This window comes from Candidatus Nitrosotalea sp. FS (genome assembly GCF_011319475.1).
Classification (GTDB): Archaea; Thermoproteota; Nitrososphaeria; order Nitrososphaerales; family Nitrosopumilaceae; genus Nitrosotalea.
On sequence record NZ_RCMC01000214.1, the window covers coordinates 1 to 603 of the forward strand.

Annotated in this window: 1 pseudogene; it reads left to right on the plus strand. The window is 37.0% G+C overall.

Annotated elements, in window-relative coordinates:
- Positions 1-357, plus strand: a pseudogene (locus DYY66_RS08115) (hypothetical protein); the annotation flags it as partial.
- Positions 358-603 lie beyond the last annotated feature (246 nt).

Consider the following 603-nt stretch of genomic DNA (forward strand, 5'->3'; position numbering starts at 1 on the left):
GCTACTACTGGATTCCAGTATGTTGGTTTGATAAATGGAACCTTCGCAACATCTGCTACACACACAAGAAGTGGCTTAGGAACTGCATCAACAGGTGTAGCTGGTGTATTGAATACTGCCAATCAAGGTGGTCCACCAACAGCAGGTACTGTTACATTCCCTTCAGCCAGCTCAGTGCAAATCGCATCACCATCATTTGCTTTCACAGGTGATGCATCTGGTGGAACTACAGTCACAGGATCTGCTCTATTCAACGCTGCATCAACTACTGCAAATGAATTCGCAGAAAACACCATGAGTGTTGCTGTAGGTAATGCAGACACACTGACTGTCACTTGGACAATCACTTTCAGCTAGCACTATTTTTTTGTGCGAGCCTTTTTTCTTAATTTATTATTTCTCTATTTAACTTCTTGATTTTTATAATTCAATTTTGTACGTTCTTGAAAACTTTGATATCTAATTGTTGACAAACTTTTTGTTGACTTGAGAGATTGATTATATTTTAATCCACTAAATTGAGAAGAGAAATCTATGACATACAAGTATCTAACAGAGTTGTCATCAATACAAAGAAACATGTATGATTAACAAAAAAGAAAA